The organism is Variovorax soli NBRC 106424 (assembly GCF_001591385.1).
GTDB lineage: Bacteria > Pseudomonadota > Gammaproteobacteria > Burkholderiales > Burkholderiaceae_C > Variovorax > Variovorax soli.
The window spans coordinates 1-18,188 of record NZ_BCUU01000072.1 but is presented as its reverse complement, the minus strand read 5'-3'; the positions used below and the strand labels follow the sequence as shown (position 1 = coordinate 18,188).

17 protein-coding genes are annotated in these 18,188 nt (G+C 69.6%); 12 read left to right on the top strand and 5 right to left on the bottom strand.

Annotation, left to right across the window (positions count from 1 at the left end; genetic code table 11):
* Positions 1 to 168 precede the first annotated feature (168 nt).
* From serC to VSO01S_RS18870, 3 genes are read left to right on the top strand one after another with little or no spacing between them, the layout of a single operon-like run.
* Positions 169 to 1,269, top strand: coding sequence for a 3-phosphoserine/phosphohydroxythreonine transaminase (gene serC / locus VSO01S_RS18880; RefSeq protein WP_068644346.1), 1,101 nt, complete (start codon positions 169 to 171; stop codon positions 1,267 to 1,269).
* Positions 1,262 to 2,458 carry a phosphoglycerate dehydrogenase gene (locus VSO01S_RS18875; RefSeq protein ID WP_068644345.1) on the top strand — a complete coding sequence of 399 codons (1,197 nt, stop codon included), beginning with the start codon at positions 1,262 to 1,264 and terminating at the stop codon, positions 2,456 to 2,458. Before serC ends, VSO01S_RS18875 begins: the two co-directional genes overlap by 8 nt.
* Positions 2,459 to 2,490: 32 nt before the next feature.
* On the top strand, positions 2,491 to 2,760 hold the full coding sequence (locus tag VSO01S_RS18870; protein WP_218002361.1) for a hypothetical protein: 270 nt from the start codon (positions 2,491 to 2,493) through the stop codon (positions 2,758 to 2,760).
* 56 nt (positions 2,761 to 2,816) lie between these two features.
* Here the strand turns inward: VSO01S_RS18870 and VSO01S_RS18865 are convergent, their stop codons facing one another.
* Positions 2,817 to 3,596 carry an MHYT domain-containing protein gene (locus tag VSO01S_RS18865; RefSeq protein WP_068644344.1) on the bottom strand — a complete coding sequence of 260 codons (780 nt, stop codon included), beginning with the start codon at positions 3,594 to 3,596 and terminating at the stop codon, positions 2,817 to 2,819.
* Positions 3,597 to 3,962: 366 nt separating this feature from the next.
* On the opposite strand from VSO01S_RS18865, the gene VSO01S_RS18860 reads away from it, so the two are divergent.
* Positions 3,963 to 4,187: a hypothetical protein gene (locus VSO01S_RS18860; RefSeq protein WP_245684250.1), complete on the top strand. Its 225-nt coding sequence runs from the start codon at positions 3,963 to 3,965 to the stop codon at positions 4,185 to 4,187.
* 9 nt (positions 4,188 to 4,196) lie between these two features.
* The gene (locus VSO01S_RS18855; protein ID WP_068644343.1) at positions 4,197 to 7,151 is read left to right on the top strand and encodes an adenosylcobalamin-dependent ribonucleoside-diphosphate reductase; all 2,955 of its coding nucleotides are present in this window, start codon (positions 4,197 to 4,199) and stop codon (positions 7,149 to 7,151) included.
* 15 nt (positions 7,152 to 7,166) lie between these two features.
* On the opposite strand, the gene VSO01S_RS18850 is transcribed toward VSO01S_RS18855, so the two are convergent.
* Positions 7,167 to 8,084 carry a LysR family transcriptional regulator gene (locus VSO01S_RS18850; RefSeq protein WP_084241961.1) on the bottom strand — a complete coding sequence of 306 codons (918 nt, stop codon included), beginning with the start codon at positions 8,082 to 8,084 and terminating at the stop codon, positions 7,167 to 7,169.
* A 116-nt stretch (positions 8,085 to 8,200) separates the two neighbouring features.
* Between VSO01S_RS18850 and VSO01S_RS18845 the strand changes: the two genes are divergently transcribed.
* Together VSO01S_RS18845 and VSO01S_RS18840 are read left to right on the top strand one after the other, a co-directional pair.
* Positions 8,201 to 8,893: a type 1 glutamine amidotransferase domain-containing protein gene (locus VSO01S_RS18845; RefSeq protein WP_068644342.1), complete on the top strand. Its 693-nt coding sequence runs from the start codon at positions 8,201 to 8,203 to the stop codon at positions 8,891 to 8,893.
* Between the two features lie 27 nt (positions 8,894 to 8,920).
* Entirely contained in the window at positions 8,921 to 9,340 is a 420-nt protein-coding gene (locus VSO01S_RS18840; RefSeq protein WP_068644356.1) for a universal stress protein, read from the top strand.
* A 19-nt stretch (positions 9,341 to 9,359) separates the two neighbouring features.
* On the opposite strand, the gene VSO01S_RS18835 is transcribed toward VSO01S_RS18840, so the two are convergent.
* Together VSO01S_RS18835 and VSO01S_RS18830 are read right to left on the bottom strand one after the other, a co-directional pair.
* On the bottom strand, positions 9,360 to 10,289 hold the full coding sequence (locus VSO01S_RS18835; RefSeq protein WP_068644341.1) for an EamA family transporter: 930 nt from the start codon (positions 10,287 to 10,289) through the stop codon (positions 9,360 to 9,362).
* A 141-nt stretch (positions 10,290 to 10,430) separates the two neighbouring features.
* Positions 10,431 to 11,228: a TetR/AcrR family transcriptional regulator gene (locus VSO01S_RS18830; RefSeq protein ID WP_068644340.1), complete on the bottom strand. Its 798-nt coding sequence runs from the start codon at positions 11,226 to 11,228 to the stop codon at positions 10,431 to 10,433.
* Positions 11,229 to 11,329: 101 nt separating this feature from the next.
* On the opposite strand from VSO01S_RS18830, the gene VSO01S_RS18825 reads away from it, so the two are divergent.
* Genes VSO01S_RS18825 through VSO01S_RS18805 form a run of 5 tightly spaced genes read left to right on the top strand, consistent with a single transcriptional unit; the run spans position 11,330 to position 17,967 of the window.
* Entirely contained in the window at positions 11,330 to 12,373 is a 1,044-nt protein-coding gene (locus VSO01S_RS18825; protein WP_068644339.1) for an HlyD family secretion protein, read from the top strand.
* Positions 12,370 to 14,145, top strand: a complete 1,776-nt coding sequence (locus VSO01S_RS18820) for an ATP-binding cassette domain-containing protein (RefSeq protein WP_068644338.1) — start codon at positions 12,370 to 12,372, stop codon at positions 14,143 to 14,145. The genes VSO01S_RS18825 and VSO01S_RS18820 overlap by 4 nt, the downstream gene beginning before the upstream one ends.
* Complete coding sequence (locus tag VSO01S_RS18815; RefSeq protein WP_068644337.1) at positions 14,142 to 15,311, top strand: ABC transporter permease; 1,170 nt, start codon at positions 14,142 to 14,144, stop codon at positions 15,309 to 15,311. Before VSO01S_RS18820 ends, VSO01S_RS18815 begins: the two co-directional genes overlap by 4 nt.
* A gap of 4 nt (positions 15,312 to 15,315) precedes the next feature.
* Complete coding sequence (locus VSO01S_RS18810) at positions 15,316 to 16,446, top strand: ABC transporter permease (protein WP_174544744.1); 1,131 nt, start codon at positions 15,316 to 15,318, stop codon at positions 16,444 to 16,446.
* A gap of 27 nt (positions 16,447 to 16,473) precedes the next feature.
* On the top strand, positions 16,474 to 17,967 hold the full coding sequence (locus VSO01S_RS18805) for an efflux transporter outer membrane subunit (RefSeq protein ID WP_068644336.1): 1,494 nt from the start codon (positions 16,474 to 16,476) through the stop codon (positions 17,965 to 17,967).
* A 15-nt stretch (positions 17,968 to 17,982) separates the two neighbouring features.
* Here VSO01S_RS18805 and VSO01S_RS18800 read toward each other — a convergent pair.
* Positions 17,983 to 18,188: PDZ domain-containing protein (locus tag VSO01S_RS18800; RefSeq protein WP_153305313.1), on the bottom strand; the 206-nt coding region annotated here is incomplete at its 5' end.

Below are 18,188 nucleotides of genomic sequence, written 5' to 3'. Positions count from 1 at the left end.
GCACCTCGGGGAGCGCTTGGCAATTCAAGCAAAAGTATCGATTCGGGTGCGCAGGGGCGGCGCCGCTTCGGTCATGGCCCGTGGGCGCACGACTTCATGCCCGTTTGCAATTTCCGCCGCAGTCCTGCCCAATCGCTCCTTGCCCGAAGGCATGGAGGTGCATCCGATATGACGACGACCACCAAGGCAAAGCGTGTCTTCAACTTCAGCCCCGGCCCGGCCACCTTGCCCGAGCCGGTGCTTCGCCAGGCCGCGGACGAGATGCTGGACTGGCACGACAGCGGCATGTCGGTGATGGAGATGAGCCATCGCGGCAAGGAGTTCATCGGCATCCATGCCGAGACCGAGAAGCTGCTGCGCGAGCTGATGGGCGTGCCCTCGGGCTACAAGGTGCTCTTCCTGCAGGGCGGCGCCATCGGGCAGAACGCCATCGTGCCGATGAACCTGCTGCGCGGGCATGCGGGCTTCGACGTGGTCGACACCGGCGAGTGGTCGCTCAAGACCATCAAGGAAGGAAAGAAGTACGCCCAGGTGCACATTGCCGCCAGCAGCGCCGCCGGCGGCTACACGCACATTCCGCCGCGCGAGACCTGGCAGCTGAGCCCCGATGCGGCCTACGTGCACATCTGCTCCAACGAGACCATTGGCGGCGTGCAATACCACGCGACGCCCGACACCGGCAATGTGCCGCTGGTGGCCGACATGTCCAGCGACTTCATGTGCGGCCCCATCGACGTGAAGCGCTACGGCCTCATCTATGCCGGCGCGCAGAAGAACGTGGGGCCGGCCGGCGTGACGATCGTGATCGTGCGCGAGGACCTCATCGGCCAGGCCCTGCCCATCACGCCCTCGGCCTTCGATTACAGAATCCAGGCCGACGCCGACTCGATGTACAACACGCCGCCCACCTACAGCATCTACATCGTGGGGCTGGTGCTGCGGTGGATCCAGGCCCAGGGCGGACTGGCGGCGGTGCAGGCGCGCAACCGCGAGAAGGCGGCGCTGCTCTACCAGTACCTGGACAGCACGCCGTTCTACTTCAACCCGGTGGCCGTGCCCGACCGCTCGCTGATGAACGTGCCGTTCAAGCTGCGCGATCCGTCGCTGGACGACACCTTCCTCAAGGGCGCGGACGAGCGCGGCCTGGTGCAGCTCAAGGGCCACCGCTCGGTGGGCGGCATGCGTGCATCGCTGTACAACGCGCTGCCGCTGGAGGCGGTGGCGGCGCTGGTGGCCTACATGAAGGAATTCGAGGCGCGCCATGGCTGAGCACGGGCACCGGCAGTCCTTCAGGATCCTGGTGCTCAACGAGATCTCGCCCCGCGGCCTGGAGCGGCTGCCGGCGGACCGCTACCTGGCCGGCAAGGACGTGGGCCAGCCCGATGCCGTGCTGGTGCGCTCGGCCGACATGCACGACATGGAGATCGCCCCCAGCGTGCGGGCCATCGGCCGCGCCGGCGCGGGCACCAACAACATCCCGGTGGCCGCGATGAGCGCGCGCGGTGTGCCGGTGTTCAACGCGCCCGGCGCCAATGCCAACGCGGTGAAGGAGCTGGTGCTGGCGGGCATGCTCATGGCCGCGCGCAAGCTGCCGGGCGCCATGCGCTTCGTGGCGGGCGAACTGGGCGAGGTGCGCGGAGAACTCGACAAGGCGGTGGAGAAGGGCAAGGGCGCCTTCGCGGGCTTCGAGCTGGCCGGCCACACGCTGGGCATCGTGGGCCTGGGCAAGGTGGGCTGCCTGGTGGCAGATGCCGCCATCAAGCTGGGCATGAACGTGCTGGGCTACGACCCCGACATCACGGTCGACGCGGCATGGAGCCTGCCCTCGCAGGTGCGGCGCGCCGGCAGCGTGTCGGAGGTGCTGCGAAGCGGCCACTTCGTCAGCTTGCACGTGCCGCTGCTGGACGCGACGCGCCACCTGGTCAGCGCCGCCAACATCGGCCTCATGCCGCAGGGGGCGGTGCTGCTCAACTTCTCGCGCCAGGGGGTGGTGAGCGACGAGGCCGCGCTGGCGGCACTGGACAGCGGCGCGCTGGGCGCGTACGTGTGCGACTTCCCGAGCGCGCAGCTGCTGCGGCACGAGCGCGTGATCTGCCTGCCGCACCTGGGCGCCTGCACCCGCGAGGCCGAGGAGAACTGCGCCGTGATGGTGGCCGAGCAGCTGCGCGACTTCCTGGAGAACGGCAACGTGGCCAATGCCGTGAACTTTCCGGCGGTGAGCATGGCGCGCGAGTCGGCCTACCGCGTGGGCATTGCCAACGCCAATGTGCCGAACATGCTCGGCCAGATTTCCACCGCCATGGCGCATGCCGGCCTGAACATCCACAACATGGTGAACAAGTCGCGCGGCGACATGGCCTACACGCTGGTGGACGTCGACAGCCGCGTGAGCGAAGCGTTGCTGGCTGAGCTTGCGCGCATCGACGGCGTGCTCTCCGTGCGCTACCTGCCCGCCTGAAAGTTCAAGAGCCCAACGAGGAGAAAGAGACCATGGAGAACCCCCGCTCATCCCCCGCCTCGAATGCCGCACGCCTGCCGCTGCGCGTGCGGGCCGAGGTGGCGCTGTCGATCGCCTGCGCGCTGCTTGCCGTGCTGACCTGGTTCGTGCCCGACTGGATCGAGCGCATCTTCGATGCCAGCCCCGACGGCGGCAGTGGCGAGGCGGAGTGGGGCATCGTTGTCATCTTCGCGGCGGCCGCGTTGATGGCGGCCTGGGCCGCGCGGCGCGAGTGGCGCCGCTGGGTCGAGCAGCGGGCCTGAGCCCGCCGAGCAACTGCCGGGCGAGGCACCCGTGGGCCGCCTCGCCCGTGTTGGTTTCAGCCGTGGCGTGCCACGACCAGCGGCTTGCGCTTGATGGTCATGTCCACGTCGGTGATCAGCCAGAAGATGGAGATGAGCACCAGGCCGACCACGCTGAACACCACCAGCACCAGGTCGCTGCCGCCCAGCGTCATGCCGCTCGCGGCGGTGGGTGCGATGCAGATCATGGTGGCCGCGCTCATGCCCACGTAGTGCATGGTGCACACCGCCAGGGCCATGACGGCGGCCGCGATCATCTGCCGCACCAGGTTGTTGGTATGGAAGGCCAGCCAGAGGGCGGCCGCGGCGGCGGTGATGGCAATGCCCACCGACACGGCCACGATGTCCAGGTCGAGTTCCATCGCGGCGCGCAGCTTCATCGCGTACATGCCCATGTAGTGCATCACGCACACACCCAGGCCCGCCAGGATGCTCGCCGCGATCCAGCCGGGCTTGTTGAACTTGCGCGCGCCGCCCGCCAGGTACAGCGCAATGCCGGAGATCAGCACCGCCGCGACCAGCGATACGCCGGTCAGGACCGGCTCGTACACGATGCGCACCGGCAACTGGTAGGCCAGCATCCCGATGAAGTGCATCGACCAGATGCCGATGCCGCCCAGTGCCACGGCCGCGCATGCCAGCATCGAGAACTTGGCGCGCCCGTCCGCCTTGAGCATGCGGCTTGCGCACATCAGCGCGGTGAGCGATCCGGCGAAGGACACGAAGTACGACAGGGCGACCAGGCCGGGCGAGTACTGGGGCGTGAGCACCTGGCCAATGACGATCGGGTTCGGCATGCGCGTTTCCTTTCTGGAAGAGTGGGTTCCCTGGCCCCAGACACCCAATGTGAAGAAGGCACTTTTTGGGATCGCCTGCTCAGTCTGGTTGGTTTGTTACGGCCTGTAAACCGGTAAAGCTTGCGCGAATGCGGAACTATTTCTCGCCTTTGTCGACGTGATTTTTCACATGACTACTTGCGTATTAGCCGTGCCGGTGTAGCTGATGCCGCAGCTTCGGCACTGTGTGGCGCACGCAACGGCGCAAGCCGGACAACCCGCAGCCGGTACGTGTTCGGATGTTGCTCGCGTGAGCAACGGTGCCGATCCTTGCGCCAGGCCTGCCGCTGCGCTTAAAAGAAGGGCTCGACCAACAAAGGAATGACCATGTCCATGGACCCCGTGCTGGCACCCGCGCCGCTCGACCCCGGCACCTTGATGCTGTCGCCCCTGCTGGCCTGGCAATCGGCCGGCATGTCGATGTCACTGCAGGCCCAGCAGATGCAGTGGAAACTGGTGCTCGACTGGCAGGATGCCGTCGGCGCCATGCAGCGCGAATGGTGGGACGGCTGGATCGCCCGCTACGGCGGCGGCGTACCGCTGGACGCCTGACCAGGCGCCATGACGGCCGACTCGATTCGCGCATCGACGACGAAGAAGCGCCAGGGCGGCGCTGCAGCCGAACCCGTCGCACTCGACACGCAGCCCATCAGCCGCGTGGTGCTGCTCGAGAAATACGCCAAGGGCGACGAGCGCAGCATCGGTGACGTGCAGCGCCGCGTGGCCCGCGCCTTGGCCCAGGCCGAGGCGCCGGATCAGCGCGCGCAGTGGGAGCCGCGCTTCCTGCAGGCGCTGCAGGCCGGCTTTCTGCCGGCCGGGCGCATCCAGTCGGCCGCCGGGGCGGGGCTCAGCGCCACGCTCATCAACTGCTTCGTGCAGCCGGTGGGCGATTCGATTGCGGCCGAGGAAGACGGCCACCCCGGCATCTACGTGGCGCTCAAGGATGCGGCCGAGACCATGCGGCGCGGCGGCGGCGTGGGCTACGACTTCTCGCGCATCCGCCCGCGCGGCGCCTGGGTGGCCAGCACGCAGTCCAGCGCCTCGGGGCCGGTGTCGTACATGCGGGTGTTCGACCGGTCCTGCGAAACGGTGGAGTCGGCCGGCGCCCGGCGCGGCGCGCAGATGGGCGTGCTGCGCTGCGACCATCCGGACATCGAGGAGTTCATCCACGCCAAGGACGCCGGCGACCTGGCCAACTTCAATATCTCGGTGGGCCTGACCGACGCCTTCATGCAGGCGGTGCAGGACGACCGGCCGGTGGAACTGGTGCATCGGGCCGCGCCCGGCCCGCGCTACCCGGCGGCGGGCACGCACCAGCGGGCCGACGGCCTGTGGGTGTACCGCACGCTGCCCGCGCGCGAGCTGTGGGAGCAGATCATGCATTCCACCTACGACCACGCGGAGCCGGGCGTGCTCTTCCTGGACCGCATCAACCTGGACAACAACCTCTCGTACTGCGAGACCATTGCCGCCACCAACCCTTGCGGCGAGCAGCCGCTGCCGCCGCACGGCTGCTGCTGCCTGGGCTCCATCGACCTGACGCGCTTCGTGCGCCATCCCTTCGACGAAGCCGCGGCCGCCTTCGACGACGAAGGCTTCGAATCGCTGGTGCAGGTGGCCGTGCGCATGCTCGACAACGTGCTGGACATCAGCGTGTGGCCGCTGCCCGAGCAGCAAGAGGAGGCGCGCCGCAAGCGCCGCATCGGCCTGGGCTTCACCGGCCTGGGCGATGCGCTGGTGATGCTCGGCCTGCACTACGACAGCGACGCCGCGCGCGAGATGGCGCGGCGCATTGCCGAGCGCATGCGCGACGCGGCCTACCGTGCCTCGGTGGAACTTGCGCAGGAGCGCGGCGCCTTTCCGCTCTTCAACGCCGACCTGTTCGCCAGCCGCGGCACCTTCGCGTCGCGCCTGCCGGCGGCGCTCAAGGAGAGCATCCGCGCCAAGGGCCTGCGCAACTCGCACCTGCTGTCCATCGCGCCCACCGGCACCATCAGCCTGGCCTTTGCCGACAACGCCAGCAACGGCATCGAGCCGCCGTTCTCCTGGACCTACACCCGGCGCAAGCGCGGGGCCGACGGGCAGTTCGAGGAGTTCGCGGTGGAAGACCACGCCTGGCGCCTGTACCGCGCCATGAAGGGGCCGGATGCGCCGCTCACGCCCGCCTTCGTCACCGCACTGGAACTGAGCACGCGCGCGCACGAGCAGATGGTGGCCGCGGTGGCGCCGTACATCGACACCTCCATCTCCAAGACGGTGAACGTGCCGGTCGACTACCCGTACGAGGAATTCAAGGACCTGTACCTGCGCGCCTGGCGCTCGGGCCTCAAGGGCCTGTCGACCTACCGGCCCAACACGGTGCTGGGCTCGGTGCTGGTCGCGCAGCCGCAGGCGGGCGGTGCGCCGCCGCCGGCCGCGGCCATGACGCTGGAGGCCGGCGTGGCGGGCCTGCTCAACGAGCGCCTGCTGCTGGACCGCGCGCCGCAACCGGTGCTGGCCTCGCTGCGCTGGCCGGGCCGGCCCGATCTGCCGGCCGGCAATCCGGCCTGGAGCTTCATGATTCGCCACCCGTTTGGCGAGTTCGCGCTATTCGTCGGCGAATTGCCCGAGTCGGACGGGCACATGGCGCCCTTCGAGGTGTGGTTCAACGGCGCCGAGCAGCCGCGCGGCCTGGGGGCGCTGGCCAAGACCCTGTCGATGGACCTGCGCGCCAAGGACCCGGCCTGGATGCGCCAGAAGCTGGACCTGCTGGCCACGGTGCAGGAAGAGCGCGCCTTCGAGATGCCGTTCCCCCCCAGCGGCGAACCGCGCCGCTTCCCGGGCGTGGTGGCGGCCACGGCGGCGGTGATCCGCTGGCGCTGTGAGCAACTGGGCCTGTGGCGCGAAGGCGAGGGCGCCGCCACGCCCGTCATCGATGCGCTCTTCAGCCGCGAGGAGCCGCAGACCGGCCCCAACGGCACCCTGGCCTGGGCGGTGGACATCCACAACCCCGCCAGCGACGAAGCCTTCACGCTCACGCTGAAGGAAGTGCTGCTGCCCGATGGCCGCGGCGGCCGCGTGGCCCGGCCGTGCGCGCTGGGCCTGTCGGGCAACCACCCGCGCGCGCTGGACGGGCTGGCGCGCATCCTCTCGCTGGACATGCGCGTGCTCGACCCCGCATGGATCGGCATGAAGCTGCGCAAGCTGCTCAACTACGCCGAGCCGCTGGGCCACTTCATGGCCTTCGTGCCGGGGCTGTCGCCGGGCCGGCAGCGCCAGCAGGTGTGGCCCTCCACCGTGGCCTACATGGCGCAGCTGATGATCCACCGCTACGCCATGCTGGGCGTGCTCGATGCCAACGGCTACCCGCTGGCGCCCATGGGCATCCTGCAGACGCCGGGCGATGCGTCGGAGGACTCGCCCTCACTGGCGCCCATGGCCGGCGCGCGCTGTCCGGAATGCGGCAATGCCAGCGTGATCCGCAAGGACGGGTGCGACTTCTGCACGTCCTGCGGGCATGTGGGCGCTTGCGGTTGAGGGGGGCCGGGCGGTTCAGCGCCTGGCCACCTTGGCAACCAGAAAATCCACGAACGCCCGCACGCGAGCGGACAGATGCCGGTTCTGCGGATAGAGCGCGTAGAAGGGCCGGGACCGCGTGCCGGCCTTCTTCAACACCTCGACCAGCTGCCCCGTCTTGACGGCATCCTGCGTGGCGAAGTGATAGATCTGGAACAGTCCGCCGCCCGCCGCGGCCCAGGCCACGCCGGCCATCACGTCCTCGTGCACGCGCTGCGCGCTCTTGAAGTTGAAGTCGATCTCGCCGCCCTGCGCGTCGCGAAAGATCCAGGGCATGGGCCGGCCGGTGCTGGGCATCACGAACTGGATCAGGTCGTGCTGGCGCAGCGCTTCCAGCGTCGCCGGCTTGCCGCGCCGGCGCAGGTAGGCGGGCGAAGCGAACACGCCCAGGCTCGCGTCTTCCAGCTTGCGCGCGACCAGGCGTGAGTCGCGCGGCTCGCCCAGGCGGATGGCGAGGTCGTAGCCGTCTTCCACGAAATCGATGTTGCGGTTGGAGACGTTGAGTTCGATCTCCACCTGCGGATAGGCCTGCCGGAATTCGGGCAGCAAGGGCACCAGCCTGTGCTGTCCGTACACGGTGCCGACGCTGATGCGCAGCAGGCCCTTGGGCGTGCTTTGCTGGCCGGTGATGGCGCGTTCAGCCTCGGCGATCTGGTCCAGCGCCTGCTGGCACTGCGCCTTGTAAAGCTCGCCGTCGCTGGTCAGGCGCACGCTGCGCGTGGTGCGTGTGAACAGGCGCACGCCGAGCCGGTCTTCCAGCCGGCCGATGGAGCGGCTGACCGAGGCCGGCGTGATGCCCAGCGATTCGGCCGCCGCGGTGAAGCTGCCCAGTTCCGCCGCCTTGCAGAAAAGTTCGATGCTGCCAAGTTGCACGGGGTCGAATGCGCGGGACATTTGTTCTTCCAGGTAATTAAAGAAGTTCCATGCGGCCAGTTTATCGACCAGAAGAGCATCAATAAAGTTGGGTCCATCGCGTCGCACCGACGCATCCACCGAAAGAAGGAAAGCACATGAAGCCCCGTATCCTGATGATCCTCACCAGCAACGCCCGCATGGGCGACACAGGGGGCCAGACCGGCCTCTGGGCCGAAGAGCTGGCCGTGCCGTACTACGCGCTCACCGAGGCGGGTGCAGAGCTCACGCTGGCCTCGCCGGCTGGCGGCGCCACGCCCATCGACCCGCACAGCGTGAAGCCCAAGGGAGAGAACGACGCGGTCGTCGAGCGCTTCCTGGCCGATGCACAGCTGCAAAATCGCATCCAGAACCTGCCGAAGGCCTCGGACTTCGACGGCGCACAGTTCGACGCGGTTTTCTTCCCCGGTGGCCACGGCACCATGTGGGACCTGCCGGGCGATGCCGGCGTCACCCGGGCCGTGGAGCGCGCCTTCGCCGCCGGCAAGCTGATCGCCTCCGTGTGCCACGGCGCAGCCGGCTTGGTTGCGGCCAAGCGTCCGGACGGCCAGTCCATCGTGAAGGGCCTGCGCGTCAACTCCTTCACCGACTCCGAGGAGGCGGAGGCCGGCTTCCAGAAGGTGGTGCCGTTCCTGCTGGAAAGCCGCCTGCGCGAGCTGGGCGGCAAGTTCGAGAAGGCGGCCAACTGGCAACCCTTCGCGATCCAGGACGGCCAGTTGATCACCGGCCAGAACCCGCAGTCTTCCGCCAAGGTGGCCGAGCTGCTGATTGCCGCGTTGGCGCACCGCTGAAGCCGATGGGCGCTTAACATGCGCCCCATGAAAATCCTCCTTGCCGTCGACGGCAGCGAATACAGCCGCCGCATGCTGGACTACATGACCAGCCATTCGAAGAGCTTTGGCGACAGCACGTTCACTGCCGCCTACACGGTGCCGCAGGTGTCGCTGCGCGCCATTGCCCTGGTGGGTGTGGACGCGGCGCGCGACTACTACGCCGAAGAGGCCAACGCGGTGCTCGACCCGATCCGCCAGCTGCTGACCGACCATGGCGTGCAGGCCGATTGCATCTACCGGGTCGGCCAGCCGGCCGCCGAGATCGCCACGCTGGCCGAGAGCGAGAACTTCGACCTGGTGGTGATGGGCTCGCACGGCCACAACGCGCTCAAGAGCCTGGTGCTGGGCTCGGTGGCCACGCAGGTGCTGGCCGCCTGCAAGGTGCCGGTGCTGATCGTGCGCTGACCTGGCGCCGAAGGCCGGTTCAGCCGCGGCGCATCCAGCGCCCGCCGAACATCACCGCCAGCAGCGCCGCCGCCACGAAGCCGATGCCAGCCCATTGCCAGGCGCCGATGCGCTCGCCCAGCAGGCCCATGCCAGCGGCCAGCCCGACCAGCGGCACGCCCAGGCTGAAGGGCGCGACGCGGTTGGCGGGGTGGCGCTGGAAGAGGCCCGTCCACATCGCGTAGGCCAGCAGGGTGGCCAGCCAGGCCAGGTAGGCCACGCCGGCCCAGGCGCCGGCGCTGGCCTGCAGCCATTGCCAGCGGGCCTCGGGCGGATCGAACAGGAGGCTGAGGGCGATGAAGGGCACGATGGGCACCAGGCTGCTCCACACCACGAACTGCAGCGCGTCGAAGCCCGGGTGCGCCTGCTGCGCCTTGCGCGCCACGATGTTCGAGCTGGCCCACATGGCCGCCGCGCCCAGATTGAGCGCCAGGCCCACCGCGGTGGTGGCGCCGCCGCTGCCCAGCACGTAGTTGAGCGCGAAGCAGCCCAGGCCCAGCGCCGCCAGCGACAGGCCCGCACGCAAGGGGCCGCCGATGCGCTCGCCCAGCAGGGCCACGCCCAGCAGCGCTGTGAAGAAAACCTGGGTCTGCATCACCACCGACGCCAGCGCCGCCGTCATGCCCGCCTGCAAGGCGGTGAACAGCAGGCCGAACTGGCCCACGCCCTGCGCCAGGCCGTAGTACACCAGCCAGCGCACCGGCAGATTCGGCCGCTTGATGAACAGCACCAGCGGAAAGGCCGCGAACACGTAGCGCGCGGCGCCCAGCTGGAAGGGCGTGAAGTCGCGCAGCGAGAACTTCATGGCCACGAAGTTCAGGCCCCAGATGACCACCACGCCCAGGGCCGAAGCCAGGTCGATGCCGGTGAGAGGAGAGGCCGCGCTGCGATGCGCGCTGGCGGTGCTCACGCGCCGACCTTGCGGCAATGGATTCGGCGAGTGGATGGAAGCGCGGGATCGGCGGGAAAAAGCATGGGCGGCATATCCTGGACAGCCATCGATTGTGGCTGTTGTGAGGTACCGCAATCCGGGACGTGAAGGGCCCGGATTTCAAGCGCCGGCGCGGCGGCTGGCGGTGCTTCGCGTTGTCTTGGCCGGTGCCCTTGCGCCGGCTTTGGCAGGCGTTCCTGAAGGCTTCTTGGATGGCCGATGCGCAGCAGCCAACGCTGCCAACCCGCCCATCACGTAGCGCACCAGGTCCTCATGCAAGCCCGCCGGGTCCTGCACCAGCGCCGGCAGCACGCGCTCAGGCCCTTCGCGCGGCGCCACCATCAGCACGATGGCCGGCAGCACCACGAAGGCCACCGCGCGCTGCACGGCCGGGTGGTCGTCGGGCAGGCCCAGCACCTGGCCCATGAGCGCACGCATGGCGGCGGCCTTGGGCCGCACCGCCTTCTCGACCATGGCCGGCAGCATGGCCGAAGGCGAGAGCACCTCGCGCACCATCACCCGATGGCCCCAGGGCGCATCGCGCGTGGCCGACAGGTGCAGCACATTGCCCAGCACCGCGCGCAGCCTGTCGTGCGGGCTGGCGTTGGCATCCTGGGTGACGGCAAGCAGTTCGTCCAGGTCGACGATCTGCTTGTGCGCCTCGATCAGCACGGCCTCGTACAAGCCTTCGCGGCTGCCGAAGTGGTAGTTGATGGACGCCATGGGCGTGCCCGCGCGGCGGGCGATTTCCTTGGTGGTGGCTTCGGCGGGGCCGCGCTCGGCAAAGAGCTTGCCGGCTGTTTCCAGCAGCAGCTGGCGCGTGGCCTGGCCGCCGGGGCGCGGCGTGCGCGCTGGCGCCGCGGCACCGTCTTGCTTGCCGGTTCGCGCCGTGGTCTTCCTGGGTGGCGTTCGCTTCATGCGGTGGTTCGCAGAAATCTATTTGAATTTGAATTCAAATTTAATATCATGCAGTCTACAAGTTCGCCAGCCGGTCCACAACCGTTCATCCTTCTTCCGCCATGAACAAGAAGCCCCTGATCGCCGCCGCCGTCGTTCTGCTCGCGGGTGGCGCCGCGCTGGCCTGGTGGCTGCAGCGCGAGCCCGCATCGCGCAGCGAGCTGGTGCTGTACGGCAACGTCGACCTGCGCCAGGTGTCGCTGGCCTTCAACGGCAGCGAGCGCATCGCGCGGCTGATGGTGGAGGAGGGCGACCACGTCAAGGCCGGCCAGGTGCTGGGCGAACTCGACGTGAAGAGCCTGCAGCTGCGCGCCGACCAGTCGCGCGCGCAGATCGCCGTGGCGCAGCAGGCACTGGCGCGGCTGCAGACCGGTAGCCGCCCCGAGGAAATCGGCCAGTCTCGCGCGCAGGTGGCCGCTGCCGAGGCCGATGCCCGGCTGGCCCGGCAGCAGGTGGAGCGTCTGCAGGGCATCGGCCAGAGCACCGGCGGGCGCGGGGTGAGCCAGCAGGACATGGACGCGGCCCAGGCCCGGCTCAAGGTGGCGCAGGCGCAGCTGGACAATGCCCGCAAGGCGCAGCAGCTGGTGGTGACCGGCCCGCGCAAAGAAGACATCGCGCAGGCGCAGGCCCAGCTCGACTCCGCACGCGCGGCGCTGGCCGTGCTGGAGCACCAGGTGGCCGAGTCGACCTTGAAGGCACCCATCGACGCCGTGGTGCGCGCCCGCCTGATGGAGCCGGGCGACATGGCGTCGCCGCAGCGCCCCGTCTACACGCTGGCCGTCACCAACCCCAAGTGGGTGCGGGCCTATGTGCCCGAGCCCGACCTGGGGCGCATCCGCGCGGGCATGGCGGCCACGCTGGTCACCGACAGCCATCCCGGCCAGCCGCTGAACGGCCGCATCGGCTACATCTCGTCGGTGGCCGAGTTCACGCCCAAGACGGTGCAGACCGAGGACCTGCGCAGCAGCCTGGTGTACGAGGTGCGCGTGCTGGCCGACGACAGCGCCGACCGGCTGCGCCTGGGCATGCCGGCCACGGTGCGGATCGCGCTCGAGCCGCAGCAACAGCAGCAGCCCAGGCAGGCCAAGGCGGACAACCGTCCATGAGCGATTCGCCCGCGCTCGTCGCCCAGGGGCTGCACAAGCGTTTCGCGGTCAAGGGCAAGGCCGCGCCGGTCATGGCGCTGCAGGACGTGAGCCTGTCCGTGCCGGCGGGCGCGCTCAGCGCCTTCGTCGGGCCCGACGGCGCGGGCAAGACCACGCTGCTGCGCCTGGCGTGCGGCCTGCTGCGCCCCGACGAAGGCGCGCTGCAGGTGCTGGGCATCGACGTGGCGCGTGAGCCGCAGGCCGTGCAGGACCGCATCAGCTACATGCCCCAGCGCTTCGGCCTGTACGAAGACCTGAGCGTGCAGGAGAACCTCGACCTGTACGCCGACCTGCACGGCGTGCCGGCCGCCATGCGCCGCGAGCGCTATGCGCGCCTGCTGGAGATGACCGACCTCGGGCGCTTCACCACGCGCCCGGCCGGCAAGCTCTCGGGCGGCATGAAGCAGAAGCTGGGGCTGGCCTGCACCCTGGTGCGCTCGCCGCAACTGCTGCTGCTGGACGAGCCGACCGTGGGCGTCGATCCGCTCTCGCGCCGCGAGCTGTGGCAGATCGTGGAGCAACTGGTGCGCGAGGAGCGGCTGAGCGTGATCGTCAGCACCGCCTACCTCGACGAGGCCGAGCGCTGCGCGCAGGTCTTCGTCATGCACGAAGGCCGGCTGCTGGCGCAGGGGCCGCCGGCGGACCTTCGCGCACGCGCCGATGGCTTGTGCTTCGTGGCCAGGGCGCCCGAAGGCATGCCGGCACGCACACTGCAGGCGCGGCTGCTGGACGATCCCTCGTCGGTGATCGACGCCGTGCCGGAGGGCGGCGACGTGCGCTTCATCCGCCAGCCGCAGGCCGACGCTGCCGTGCTCGATGCGCTGCTGCAGGGCGCACCGGCCGAGCCCGTGCCGGCGCGGCTGGAGGACGGCTTCATGGTGCTGCTGCGCGGGCAGGCTGCGCAGCAAGGCTCGCAGACGGCAGCGTCCGTGGCGGGCGCACCGCCTGCCGCAGCGTCCGATGAGGTCGTGATCGAAGTGCGCGACCTGGTGCGCCGCTTCGGCGATTTCACCGCCGTGGCCAGCACCAGCTTCCAGGTGCGGCGCGGCGAGATCTTCGGGCTGCTGGGCCCCAACGGCGCGGGCAAGACCACCACCTTCCGCATGCTGTGCGGCCTGCTGCCGGCCAGCAGCGGCTTCCTGCAGGTGGCGGGCGTCAACCTGCGGCATGCGCGGGCGCAGGCGCGCAGCCGCATCGGCTACGTGTCGCAGAAGTTCGCGCTGTACGGCAACCTGACGGTGGCCGAGAACCTGGCCTTCTTCGGCAGCGCCTACGGCCTGCGCGGCGAGAAGCTGCGCAGCCGCGTGCGCGCGGTGCTGGGCGAATTCGACCTGGCCGGCCAGGAAGACGCCACCAGCGGCCAGCTGCCCGGCGGCTTCAAGCAGCGCCTGGCCATGGCCACCGGCCTGCTGCACGAGCCCGAGATCCTGTTCCTGGACGAACCCACCAGCGGCACCGACGCGCTGGCGCGGCGCGAGTTCTGGCGGCGCATCACCGCGCTGGCGGCGGCGGGCGTCACCATCATCATCACCACGCACTTCATGGAAGAGGCGGAATACTGCGACCGCATCGTGATCCAGGACGCCGGCAAGCTGCTGGCCATCGGCACGCCGCAGGAAGTGCGCGCGCGGGCGCAGCCCACGCCGGGGCGGCGGCCCAACATGGAGGATGCCTTCATCGGCATCGTGAGCCAGGCGCGGGCCCAGGGCGTGGGGCAGGGGGCTTCTGCATGACCACCGATGCCCAGGCCCCCGCCACGCAGTCGCATGCGCTTGCACGGCTGGCGGCGCTCACCCGCAAGGAGACGCGCCAGCTGCTGCGCGACCCGAGCAGCTTGGCCATCGGCATCCTGCTGCCCATATTGCTCATCCTGCTGTTCGGCTACGGCCTGTCGCTGGACGTGAAGAACGCGCCGCTCGCGGTGGTGATGGAAGACAGCTCGCCCACCGCCACGCAGGCGGTGGCGGGCCTGTCGCTCACGCCCTATATCTCGCCGGTGCCCATGGTCTCGATGAAGGAAGCGCAAGCGCTGCTGCAGGCCCACAAGGTCGACGGCATCGTGCGCGTGCCGGGCGACTTCTCCAGCCGGCTGGCGGCGGGCGACGCGCGCATCCAGATCGTGGTGAACGGCGCCGACGCGAACAAGGCCAACACCGTCCTGCGCTATGCCGGCGCGGCGCTGGGCGGCAACGTGCAGCGCATGGCCGACCGGGCGGGCGGGGCGGCGAGCTTGCCCGTGGCGAGCGGCGCCGGCTCGGTCAGCCTGGAGCCGCGCCTGTGGTTCAACAGCGCCAACAACAGCACCTGGTACCTGGTGCCGGGGCTGGTGGTGTTGATCATGACGCTGGTGGGCGCCTTTCTGACCGCGCTGGTCATGGCGCGCGAGTGGGAGCGCGGCACGCTGGAGGCGCTGTTCGTCACGCCGGTGCGCCCGGCCGAGATCCTCATCGCCAAGATCATTCCGTACTTCGGCATCGGCATGGTGGGTCTCGCGCTGTGCCTGGCGGCGGCGCGCTTCCTGTTCGAAGTGCCCATGGCCGGCTCGCTGCTGCTGCTGGTGTTCGCCTCCATGCTGTACCTGGTCGTGGCGGTGGGCATCGGGCTGGTGATTTCGTCCGTCACCCGCAACCAGTTCCTGGCCAGCCAGGTGGCGCTGCTGTCGAGCTTCCTGCCGGCGCTGCTGCTGTCGGGCTTCTTGTTCGACCTGCGCAACGTGCCGTGGGTGGTGAGCGTCATCGGCCACATCCTGCCGGCCACCTATTTCATGGAGCTGATCCGCGCGCTCTTCCTGGCCGGCAACATCTGGCCGCTGGTCATCAAGAACTGCCTGATCCTCATGGGCTATGCGGTGGGCCTGCTGTGCGTGGCACGCCTGGTCACCCGCAAGCGCCTGCACTGAAAACATGATCGGCCCAATCACCGACTACCTCCTTCGCGTGCTGCAGCTGTGCCGCAAGGAGCTGCTCGCCATCCTCAAGGACCCGGCGAGCCGTGTCATTCTGGTGGCGCCGGCCATCATGCAGAGCCTGATCTTCGGCTACGCCGCCACCTACGACCTGCAGCGGGTGGACTACGCCTTGCTCGACCAGAGCCGCGGCGCCGCGGCGCGGGAGCTGGTCGCCAGGCTCGAAGGCGGCGGCGTGTTCCGCCGCGCCATGACGCTGCGCTCGCCCGCCGACATTGCCGCGCCGGTCGACACGCAGAAGGTGCTGCTGGTGCTGCACATCGGCCCGCGCTTCGAGCAGCAGCTGATGGCCGGCGAGGCCGCGCCGGTGCAGGTGATCGTGGATGCGCGCAACTCCACCACGGCCGGCGCGGCGGTCGGCTACGTGACCGAGGTGGTGAACGGCTTCAATGCGCAATGGAGCCTGCGCCATGGCGGCGCCGCGCCGCCGCTGCGGGTGGAGTCGCGCGCCTGGTTCAACCCCAACCTGGAAACGCGCTGGAACTTCATGCCCGGCCTGGTGGCGGCGCTGAGCATGCTGCAGACGCTGCTGCTCACGGCCCTCTCGGTGGCGCGCGAGCGGGAGCAGGGCACCTTCGACCAGCTGCTCGTCACGCCGCTCACGCCCACCCAGATCATGATCGGCAAGGCCATTCCGCCGGTGCTGGTGGGGCTGGTGCAGTCCACGCTCATCCTGCTGGTGTGCACGCTGTGGTTTCGCATTCCCATGGCGGGCTCGCTCTTCACGCTGTATGCGGGGCTGGTGTTCTTCACGGTGGCCAGCGTGGGCATCGGCCTGTCGATTTCGGCGGTGTCGGCCAACATGCAGCAGGCCATGCTCTACACCTTCGTGCTGATCATGCCGATGATGCTGCTCTCGGGCCTGACCACGCCGGTGAGCAACATGCCCGAGGTGCTGCAGATCGCCACCTGGATCAACCCGCTGCGCTTTGCCATCGACCTGGTGCAGCGCGTGTACCTGGAGGGGGTGGGCTTCGGCACGGTGTGGCTCAACCTGGTGCCGCTGACCGTGATTGCGGCGGTGACACTGCCGCTGGCCACGTGGCTCTTCCGCCACCGTCTTGTCTGAACCGCGAAAGAAACGAAGAGGTCCGCCATGGCTTCACCCCTGCATCTTCATCGCCCGGCCCTTGCGGCTTTGGCCGTGTGCGCCTGGCTGGCCGGCTGCGCCGTCGGCCCCGACTTCCAGGCGCCGGCCAATGAAGCGCCGGCTGATTTCAGCACCTGGCACGGCGGCGCGAGCGAACTGGCGGCAAGGTCGGCCAGCGCGGCCGCGTCGCCGATCAACTGGCAGTCCTTCGGCGATCCGGTGCTCGAGCAGTTGCAGGCCCGGGCCCTGAAAGCCAACCCCGACCTGCAGACCGCGGCGCTGCGCTTTGCCCAGAGCCGCGCACAAGGCACGGCGGTGCGATCGCAAGGCCTGCCGCAGGTGGGCGTCAGCGGCTCGGCGGTGCGCCTGCGCGAAAGCGAGGACGGCGACTTTGCCCGCGTCATCGGCGCCATCAACCCCGCGCAGAAGGACCAGATCGTCAAGGTGCTCAGCGAGGTGCACAACATGTACCAGCTGGGCTTCGACGCATCGTGGGAACTGGACCTGTGGGGCCGCGTGCGCCGATCCATCGAGGCGTCGGACGCGGACGAGGCCGCCTCGCAGGCCTTGCTCGCGCAGGTGCAGCTGAGCGTGCAGGCCGAGGTGGCGAGGCGCTACTTCGAGCTGCGCTCGTCGCAGGAACAGATCCGCATCGCCCGCGACGACATCCGGGCCGGCGAGGAGACGCGGTCGCTGGTGCTGGCCCGCACCCTGGGCGGCCTCACCAACGGCCTGGACCTGAGCCGCCAGGATGCGCAGCTGGCCGATGTGCGCGCGCGCCTGCCTCAGCTGCTGGCCCAGGAGGCGCAGGCCACGAACCAGATCACCCTGCTGGTGGGCGAGCGCCCCGGCGCGCTGGCCGCGGAACTGGCGCCCGGGCCCGCGCAGACCGGGCCCTTGCCCGACCTGTCGCTGGGCCTGCCGTCCGAAGTGGCGCTGCGCCGCCCGGACATCCAGCGCGCGCAGGCCCAGCTGCATGCGGCCACCGCCGGCATTGGCGTGGCGGTGGCGGACCTGTACCCGCGCATCACCATCGGCGCGAGCTTCGGCTTCCAGTCGGTCGATGCAAGCACCTTCGGCGAGTGGGGCAGCCGCGAATGGTCGATCGGCCCCAGCCTGCAATTGCCCATCTTCGACGGCGGACGCCGGCGCGCCACCGTCACGCTGCGCAAGCTGCAGCAGCAGGAAGCCGCGGTGGCCTACCAGCAGACCGTGCTGAAGGCATGGCACGAAATCGACGATGCGCTGAGCAGCTACACCGCCGAGCGCCAGCGCAACGCGCAACTCGCCGCCATGGAAGTCGCCAGCCGCGATGCCTGGGAGCTGGCCCGGGTGCGCTATCAGCACGGCATGACCGACTTCCTGGTGGCGCTGGATGCGCAGCGCACCTTGCTGCAGGCGCAGCGTGCGCATACGGAAAGCAATGCGCGCCTGGCGCTGGGGCTGGTGGCGGTGACCAAGGCGCTGGGCGCCCAGCCGGCGCCGGAGCCGGCCGCCTGACGAGGCGGCGCGCCGTCACGGACGCAGCGGAACCGCCGGCTCGGTGCGCACCGGCACATAGGTCAGCCGCCGATCTCGCATCATCAGCAGGGCCACCGGCTGGCCGGCCGGCAGTTGGGCGAGCGCGGCCTTGAAGTCCTCCACGCGCGCCACGGGCCGGTCGTTCACGGCCACCAGCACGTCGCCGGCGCGGATGCCCTCGCTGCGCGCGGCGCCGCCCG

What these genes read in the sequence shown, in the direction of transcription:
- serC (WP_068644346.1), top strand. Translation starts at nt 169, where the DNA reads ATGACGACGACCACCAAGGCAAAGCGTGTCTTCAACTTCAGCCCCGGC.
- VSO01S_RS18875 (WP_068644345.1), top strand. Translation starts at nt 1,262, where the DNA reads ATGGCTGAGCACGGGCACCGGCAGTCCTTCAGGATCCTGGTGCTCAAC.
- VSO01S_RS18870 (WP_218002361.1), top strand. Translation starts at nt 2,491, where the DNA reads ATGGAGAACCCCCGCTCATCCCCCGCCTCGAATGCCGCACGCCTGCCG.
- VSO01S_RS18865 (WP_068644344.1), bottom strand. Translation starts at nt 3,596, where the DNA reads ATGCCGAACCCGATCGTCATTGGCCAGGTGCTCACGCCCCAGTACTCG.
- VSO01S_RS18860 (WP_245684250.1), top strand. Translation starts at nt 3,963, where the DNA reads ATGTCCATGGACCCCGTGCTGGCACCCGCGCCGCTCGACCCCGGCACC.
- VSO01S_RS18855 (WP_068644343.1), top strand. Translation starts at nt 4,197, where the DNA reads ATGACGGCCGACTCGATTCGCGCATCGACGACGAAGAAGCGCCAGGGC.
- VSO01S_RS18850 (WP_084241961.1), bottom strand. Translation starts at nt 8,084, where the DNA reads ATGTCCCGCGCATTCGACCCCGTGCAACTTGGCAGCATCGAACTTTTC.
- VSO01S_RS18845 (WP_068644342.1), top strand. Translation starts at nt 8,201, where the DNA reads ATGAAGCCCCGTATCCTGATGATCCTCACCAGCAACGCCCGCATGGGC.
- VSO01S_RS18840 (WP_068644356.1), top strand. Translation starts at nt 8,921, where the DNA reads ATGAAAATCCTCCTTGCCGTCGACGGCAGCGAATACAGCCGCCGCATG.
- VSO01S_RS18830 (WP_068644340.1), bottom strand. Translation starts at nt 11,228, where the DNA reads ATGAAGCGAACGCCACCCAGGAAGACCACGGCGCGAACCGGCAAGCAA.
- VSO01S_RS18825 (WP_068644339.1), top strand. Translation starts at nt 11,330, where the DNA reads ATGAACAAGAAGCCCCTGATCGCCGCCGCCGTCGTTCTGCTCGCGGGT.
- VSO01S_RS18820 (WP_068644338.1), top strand. Translation starts at nt 12,370, where the DNA reads ATGAGCGATTCGCCCGCGCTCGTCGCCCAGGGGCTGCACAAGCGTTTC.
- VSO01S_RS18815 (WP_068644337.1), top strand. Translation starts at nt 14,142, where the DNA reads ATGACCACCGATGCCCAGGCCCCCGCCACGCAGTCGCATGCGCTTGCA.
- VSO01S_RS18810 (WP_174544744.1), top strand. Translation starts at nt 15,316, where the DNA reads ATGATCGGCCCAATCACCGACTACCTCCTTCGCGTGCTGCAGCTGTGC.
- VSO01S_RS18805 (WP_068644336.1), top strand. Translation starts at nt 16,474, where the DNA reads ATGGCTTCACCCCTGCATCTTCATCGCCCGGCCCTTGCGGCTTTGGCC.